General features: G+C 39.7%; 6 protein-coding genes. 3 read left to right on the forward strand and 3 right to left on the reverse strand.

Features of this window, described 5'->3' with window-relative positions:
* Window positions 1-483: metal ABC transporter solute-binding protein, Zn/Mn family (locus V7K42_RS27965; RefSeq protein ID WP_334920862.1), on the forward strand; the 483-nt coding region annotated here is incomplete at its 5' end.
* 96 nt (window positions 484-579) lie between these two features.
* Here the strand turns inward: V7K42_RS27965 and V7K42_RS27970 are convergent.
* Window positions 580-1,113, reverse strand: coding sequence for a DUF4330 domain-containing protein (locus V7K42_RS27970; RefSeq protein ID WP_334920864.1), 534 nt, complete (start codon window positions 1,111-1,113; stop codon window positions 580-582).
* 392 nt (window positions 1,114-1,505) lie between these two features.
* Here V7K42_RS27970 and V7K42_RS27975 point away from each other — a divergent pair, with 392 nt between their 5' ends.
* The gene (locus V7K42_RS27975; protein ID WP_334920866.1) at window positions 1,506-2,369 is read left to right on the forward strand and encodes a M48 family metallopeptidase; all 864 of its coding nucleotides are present in this window, start codon (window positions 1,506-1,508) and stop codon (window positions 2,367-2,369) included.
* An 88-nt stretch (window positions 2,370-2,457) separates the two neighbouring features.
* Here V7K42_RS27975 and V7K42_RS27980 read toward each other — a convergent pair whose 3' ends face one another.
* Window positions 2,458-3,213: a metallophosphoesterase family protein gene (locus tag V7K42_RS27980; RefSeq protein ID WP_334920867.1), complete on the reverse strand. Its 756-nt coding sequence runs from the start codon at window positions 3,211-3,213 to the stop codon at window positions 2,458-2,460.
* 251 nt (window positions 3,214-3,464) lie between these two features.
* On the opposite strand from V7K42_RS27980, the gene V7K42_RS27985 reads away from it, so the two are divergent.
* Window positions 3,465-3,749, forward strand: a complete 285-nt coding sequence (locus V7K42_RS27985; RefSeq protein ID WP_334920868.1) for a DUF2470 domain-containing protein — start codon at window positions 3,465-3,467, stop codon at window positions 3,747-3,749.
* Window positions 3,750-3,795: 46 nt separating this feature from the next.
* On the opposite strand, the gene V7K42_RS27990 is transcribed toward V7K42_RS27985, so the two are convergent.
* Window positions 3,796-6,948 carry a plasmid replication protein, CyRepA1 family gene (locus V7K42_RS27990; protein ID WP_334920870.1) on the reverse strand — a complete coding sequence of 1,051 codons (3,153 nt, stop codon included), beginning with the start codon at window positions 6,946-6,948 and terminating at the stop codon, window positions 3,796-3,798.
* Between the last annotated feature and the right edge of the window lie 560 nt (window positions 6,949-7,508).

A 7,508-nucleotide genomic window follows, 5' to 3' on the forward strand; every position in this document is an offset into this window, starting at 1 on the left:
TCTAGAGATGCTGATACTTATACTAGCAATACTAAAAAAGTCACAAATGAACTAACTCAATTAGATAGTTGGATTAAGTCAAGAATTGCTAGTATTCCTCCCAAAGAACGCAAGTTAGTTACAACCTCTGATGCACTGATTTATTACGCTAAGGCATACGGTATTCCCATAACAGGGGGATTACAAGGTATTAGTACTGGCGAAAACCTAACAGGTGTAAGAGAGAAAAATTTGGTTACAAATATTCAACAATCTAAAGTCTCAACAATTTTTACTGAAGCAGCAATTCACTCAAACTCACTTCAATCTGTAGCTAGAGAAGCTTCAGTAAAAATTTCTGCTAGAAAGTTATACACTGAGGGACTTGGTGAACCAGGAAGCGAAGCTGAAACTTATCAGAAAATGATGATCGCCAATACACGCACAATTGTAGAAGGGTTAGGAGGAACGTATTTAATGTTTCAAGTGAAAGCTGCTAAGTAGTTATAGTCTGCATTGAATCATCTGATAAACCGAAGCCTTTTAGATGACGAAAAATTCGGTTTATCAGTATTTTTTATGAAGACAAAAACTAGAATGCTATTTGTCTTTTATTCTGATGTCAATAACAGTTGCATTGAAGTTATAGTTAAAACCTTCTAACTCAAATGGCATTCCAATTTTAACTTTACTGTTACCTAGAACTGGTCCATTGTCGGTAAGCTGGGCTTTGCCATCTAAAGTCAAAATAAAATCTGCACTAAAATTGTTGATTTTTGGATCTGGTAATTCTTTCACAGTCCCATCAGGTTGGGAGACATTCACTGTTCTAGGTAGCTGTTGAATGGATTTAATTTCAATTTCCCCGTGGGGTTGATTGCGGATAATTACATTAGTTTTCCCGCCTTTTTTTAATCCATTATTGAATAATTGTTCGGGGTCACGAACATTCAAACCACGAACTACTAAGTCTACTTCTATGGGTACTGTTTTCGCACCAACTTGGGCAACAGAACCAGAAGTACCAGGAAAGATAAAGATGCCGAATATAACTAGCAAAATTACTAGTGCAGCACCTAAATCTAGGAGATTAATTTTGCCGAATAAACGACCTTTTGAATCTAAAATAGCCATAAAAAGTTTTCCGAGGTAATAGCGAAGTAATTGATTGTAGCAAGAAGCCTTTCGATGGGAATGGCAATTTCCCTATCTGGTAATAACTCAAAGCGGCTGCGCGTTGCGATTATGCGACAGTTTATCACGAGTTTCGTAAGTTCACAGGGGTGGCAGCTAACCCTCAAATTTTTACCGTTTAGACTGACGCACTCAGAAAGCAATATCTAGTGTTTAAGCCTATCTTTAGAGGGAATCTCTGACCCCTCAAAATTCGGTAAATTTGCGTAAATGTTGACTGTATCACAACTCATTTGCTTTTGAGTTAAGAATGCAACTTAGAATACTCTAAATCCGTCTCATAATTTGTCCGATTATTTTATGTCCTCCCAAAATAATATTCAGAGCTTATTATGTTCAATTGGAAAGTTTTTGTTGCAAATTACCGGGTGTGGCGGCGTAGCTGGTTTTATCCTTTAATTTCAGTGGTAGTTGCCCTGAGTCTGTGCCTTAGTACACCCGTCCCTGGAAGAGCTTTAGATTTTTTGCCTCTTCTACTCCAAGGATTTCAGGCATTTCAGCTTTCTAATATATCCCCTAACCAAGAAGTTGATCTTGGTAAGCAGATTAATCAGGAATTAGTTGGCAGTCAAGTCCGACTTTACCGCAATGCTGAAGTTAATCGCTATGTGGAACAAGTTGGCCGGCGTTTAGCAGTCAATAGCGATCGCCCCAATCTTCCCTATACTTTCCAAATAGTTGAGGATGACAGCATTAATGCTTTTGCTACCTTGGGTGGCTATGTCTATGTCCACACTGGTTTGTTGAAAACCGCAGATAATGAAGCGGAACTAGCTAGCGTACTCGCCCACGAAATTGGTCATATTGGGGGGAAACACGTAGTCAAACAGATGCAGCAAAAAGCGCTCGAAAGTGGTCTATTAACAGCAGCTGGCTTAGACCGGAGTACGGCGGTGCAAATTGGTGTCCAGTTAGCGCGAGATTTACCCCGCAGTCGTAACAATGAATTTGAAGCCGATCAAAGAGGACTACGAACTTTGACACGGACTGGTTACGCTCAGTCTGCAATGGTTTCGTTTATGAAAAAGTTGCTGAACAAGGGTGGTTCTGCACCGACATTTTTGAGTACCCACCCCGGAACTAGCGATCGCATTAATGCCCTCAGACGTGCAATTAACTCCCAACCGAGTAATGGAACTTATGGCTTGGACAATGCTAGTTATAAAGCTAATATTCGACCATTAGCAAGGTCTTGAGGGAATTAGGAATTGGGAATTGGGCATTGCTTATTCCCTTGTCTCCTTCATCTTCCACATTTTCCCTCCACCTCATCTCGAATATTATTCAATTCCGATTGCGGCGATCGACTTTGATTTTGGCTGGATTAACGGTAATTACAACTTCTTCTAAAGGGAGGGTACGGATATAGTCTTTAAAAATGTTTACTTGATAAACCAGGTTATTCGTCACATCCAATCCAGTCAACCAGCCACTCCGAGGATGATAAGCGCCAGTATCTATGTCTAGCCATCCCTGTCCTTGTGCTAGTTTACCAGGAGAAACACCTGGCAGAGTAAAGGTAATGGTGTGACCGATGATAATAAGCTTATCTGGAAAGTAGGGTTTTTCAATACTGTGAAATTCCTCTCGTATCCAGCAGAGTTGCTCGGCAGTTTGTTCTGTAACCGACTTAGAAGGGTCAACACCAGCATGAGTTAACCAAATATCGCCCAAGTCGAGATATGTAGGTAAACTCTTGAACCAATCCAGATGATCGTCAGGGATTGAAGCCTCGTGATAACTGGCTACGGTAGCTTGCCCCCCACTGTACAACCACGCTTGCATCGTCGGGGAGGAAGTTCTTTCATTAGTCAGAATGTTTAATAACATCTGCTCATGATTTCCCAGCAAACATGGGTAGTTATGTCGTTTGACAAAATTAACTACTTGTGAGCTATGAGGCCCGCGATCGATTAAGTCTCCCAAAAAATAGATTTGATCCTCTGACGTGGGAGCGATCGCCTCCAACAAAGTCATCAAACCTTCATAGTGTCCATGTACATCCCCAATAACAATTCGTCTGGGGCTAGTTTCACTCATTGTCTCTTAGCTTCAATAGTTTGGCTAATACTTCTGCTACAGTTTAAACTGTCTGGTTTCCGTAATAGAAGGTAAAAATACTGAACTAAGTTTTATTTTAATTTAATTATTATTTTAGAAATAAATATTATTGATAATGAACATAGAGTGATACGCATAGTTCTTACTGCTCAGAAAGAAAATTAGCAAATTTCACCCGCGTTAGCTTAGAATCTAAGCTATTGCTATATTTTTAACTTTTTACCTCAACAATGTCTAACGATTTCTCTGCTGAGATTAGTTCGCGCATCTGCCAGCACATGAATGACGATCATGCTGATGCCGTAATGATTTATGCTAAAGCTTTTGGTGGTGTAACAAATGCAATTGCAGCACAAATGCTGTCAATTGATGCACAAGGTATGGATCTAACAGCGCAAGTTAATGGGGAAGCTGTGCCAGTTCGTATTCAGTTCGATCGTGTTTTAGCGGATGCAGAAGATGCTCATCAAACTCTAATTGCGATGGTGAAGCAAGCACGGATGAAGGCAAAGTAGAGATTTGGAAGTCCCTAAAGACGGCCATTGCGCTTCATGTTAGCTGTCACCCAGAGATAGCTACCTCTTCCTTGACTACTGGGGCATAAGGCTTCATTTGGATAATTTCAAACTTCCAGTCTGAAGAATAATCAGGCAATTCATAGCCAACACTCTTAATATGAGCCAGCATCAACTCATCCCGTTGATGCCAAATTGCAAATATTTTCTCCCTGCCATCGTAAAGCGTTTCCAGGTCAATTTGATAAACCTCATTTACCCGCTTCAGTTTCAAGCCCAACAAATTTAAGAGTCGGCTGAGTATTTTTATTGCAGAAACTTGCTCTTTCTCCACAATTAAGTTAACACCAAGCGCTCTTTTAATATGCTTACTATGCTGAAAAACAATATTTTTAAGCAATATCAAATCTGGATTACTCTCGGTAAATCGTTCTAATTCGAGAAACTGAAGCATTCCCAACGCTCTCATCGCCTCAACTTTGAGCGTGTAAGTTTTTAAATCTGGTAGAAAAACTTTCCCTTCACCCCAAGACAATTGCTGATGCCATTCTTGCTGATCTCTGACATGAAAATACTCGCTTTCGTGAGTTAGATAATAATGAATTAACAGTTGACGATAATATCCGCGATCGTCCTGCAATTTTAGCCAAGGAGTAACTTCTCCACCATACTTTTGTTTGATAGCATATTTATTGATTTGGTTACGTTCTCCATCAGTCAGAGAATGCTTCCCTAATAGCTGCTCATATTCTACATAATCAATATCTTTAGCATTAGCTACAGCACTTGCTACTGATAGTTGATTTTGCTGCTTAATATCCTTAATTTTCCGCTTAATCTCTTTAGCCTTTTGGCGACTGTGCGCCCAATCTTTTTGAACTTTGACAATTTCTAAAATTAATCTTTTACGGGTAGCTAAATCATCAGCGTCAGTTGCCAAAAATGCCAGACGTAAATCTCGAATAATATTATTGTGAACAGCATTACTTCGCATCTGAATTTGATGCCCATCAGCAATTAAACCATCTTGCATCGATTGGCGATAGAGGCGGATAGAAGCATTTACTCGCGCAGATAACTTAGCCCAAGTTCGCAAATGAATCGGATCGTGAACTAAAGGTAAATCCACATCTATTTTATGTAGTGGACTAAGCAAAGCTAAGTTTTCTTTTTGATTTTCTTGATACCAATTAGATAGCAAGCGATAATTTGTACTACCACTACCAATTAAGCCAATACCTCGTTTCGCGCACCAGACAACACGCGGAACATCATCTCGCACTCTTGCTAATGCTTGTCTTGCTTCCGAGTCAGGAATTACCCCTTGAAAAATGCCATAAACTCGGTCGAAATGTTGGACATCAATACTAATTCCCGTACCCAGGCTAGGGGTAACAAAAACGCCATCATATTCAGAGATTTTTTGATTGATTGCTGCGATAAAATCAACGGCTGCATGGCCAGGTGTGTTTGTAGTGTGGCTACTAACTACCAAGGTTTTAGGAAATTGCCGTCGTAATTTTTGTAAGCGTTCTTTCAGATAACGTTCGATTGTTTCACAACTGTAACGCCCAGCGCGACTATCGGTAGTAACATAACATTTACGTCCAGCAAACAAATCTAATTCTAGTTGGTGAATTAGCGGTGTTGGGTTCGGCGAATCGTAAAAAGTTACATCCCAACCTTGTTGAGGCTTCCATTGGTTGAGAACTACCCAAGGCGTTAATTTAGTTCCTGCTAATCCCTGTAAATATTCAAGTGATACATCTGACAAATCAGCATCTTGGGCAATTATTAAACCCCCAGTTGTTAAAACTGTGGAAATTAGTTGCTGGAATAGTCTTAATATTTTTACACGCTTGTGTTTACAAGTATTACTATTTAAGAGATGCCACAAAGATTGTTCTACTTCATCTAAAATTACTATCGCCCCGTGCCAATTTTCAGGGTTAAGCTTCCAAATCGAATCAACGCACAATCCAAGAGATTGCTGAGGAGAGAGTGAGCGGAGGATGGGAGGAGCGGGGGTAAGTGTTTTATCAATCCTTTTATCTCCATTTTCTTTATGTGTTCCCCATTGAATACCAATTTTTTCACACAAAAATTTTCCTAGTAAAATTCTGTGAGTAATTAATAAAACGGGTTGATTTCTAATTTTTGCTTGCTGGACAACGGCTTGCAGTGCTGTTGTTTTACCTGTTCCTTTTGCAGATTTTACTCCTACTAACCCAGAAGTTGGGAAAGGAATTTCACCTATATAAGGACGATTCAAAGTGAGAGCCGCAGGAATAGTTAACTCAGTGTGGGGTTTGGTTTGAGCAAGATAAATTTCTAAATCAACACTTTGGCGATAAACTTTCTCGAAACTAGTTGCACCTTTGGCAACGATAAACTCATCAACCCCTTTTTCGATTCCTGGAAGTTCGATGACTTTTACAGAGCAATTTTCTTGCTGGAATAAACAACCAAGTTGAGAAATAGCATTATTTACAGCAGCAATTGTTTTAGGTTGAGTTTCAAAATCAAAACAAATATAAAAGTTACGCTTTGTAATTGCAAAAGCTGCTAAGTCGGGAATCAACTGACGACGGGTAACTTTTCCAAATTCGTCTTTAACGACCCGATAACCACTAGTAATTCCGGGAATAGCAATAGCTGCATATCCTTGTGTCAACAGCGTTGCTGCTTTCTTTACCCCCTCGCAAAGAATTAGGGGAATGTTATGTTGCATCACCCATTGCCAAAAGCCTCTAGCTTCACCATCAGCAGTAATGATGATATTGTCAGGCATGACCAGATTGTAACGTCCAGCAACTTCCTGCCACACTTGCAGCGTTACCCGCAAACAAAACACCCGTGTTGGCGTGCTGGGGGGATGCTCGTATTTGATGGATTTAGCATTGTGATTCTGTCGGGGTTGGTTTGGTTTAAAGCATCCCCATTCCATCATCTGCCAATTATTCAAAGGGTCTAGCCCTGAACACCACCAACCACCTTCAGTAATATGAGCATAACGCTGCAACCATCCAGCTTTCACCATTCCGGTATTGGTGCGGGGGAGTAGCTCAGAAATCAATAGGTACTCATAAGCAGTTACGCCTTGGAGCGACCTAAAATTGAGTTGCACTAAGTGTAAGTCTATACCACTACTCTTGACTAATTCCTCAATGTGTTGGGGGTGTAAATAGTGCAGATGCATAGGGAAAGACCCGAAGGAAAGACGATGAGATTAAAACATTAACACGCATCTGCTTTTTTCTTATAAGAGATATTGCGAGGCTTTTATGATGCTTTTTTTACTTCGTTACGGGAGACACATCGGTTTAGCCTCTAGTAGGTTATTCTGCTTATTAGATCCCCAAAGTAATAATTTTGTATTGTGATATTTATTCGATTTTAATTTTTATTTATCAGTAAATTTCTGCGTTACGGAGTGCGATCGCTTGAGGGGTTGCCGCAAGCGTCGGTACAGGGTAACATCTTGCAAGATAAGCTTTGTCACGATTCGTAGACGCACAGTGGCTTGTAGCTATGTGCTATTTCAGTAGTAATATCGAGCTTGAAGAAAATCAATCCTAATTTAATTTTGCTGTGGACACCATTTTCCGTAACTGATAAATTCTTCCATATTTATTAAATACTGAATTAGTTGTAGTCAAATATAATATAACTTATTTGATAAATTATCTAATTAAAAGTTACTAACAATAAAAATGAGTAGTAAAGAGTCAACATTATCCCTCACTACTCATTTTTATT

The organism is Nostoc sp. (genome assembly GCF_036917455.1).
Taxonomy (GTDB): Bacteria; Cyanobacteriota; Cyanobacteriia; order Cyanobacteriales; family Nostocaceae; genus Nostoc.

Bases quoted from the DNA above. Each gene is read 5' to 3' on its own strand.
- V7K42_RS27970 (WP_334920864.1), bottom strand. From the start codon at position 1,113: ATGGCTATTTTAGATTCAAAAGGTCGTTTATTCGGCAAAATTAATCTC.
- V7K42_RS27975 (WP_334920866.1), top strand. From the start codon at position 1,506: ATGTTCAATTGGAAAGTTTTTGTTGCAAATTACCGGGTGTGGCGGCGT.
- V7K42_RS27980 (WP_334920867.1), bottom strand. From the start codon at position 3,213: ATGAGTGAAACTAGCCCCAGACGAATTGTTATTGGGGATGTACATGGA.
- V7K42_RS27985 (WP_334920868.1), top strand. From the start codon at position 3,465: ATGTCTAACGATTTCTCTGCTGAGATTAGTTCGCGCATCTGCCAGCAC.
- V7K42_RS27990 (WP_334920870.1), bottom strand. From the start codon at position 6,948: ATGCATCTGCACTATTTACACCCCCAACACATTGAGGAATTAGTCAAG.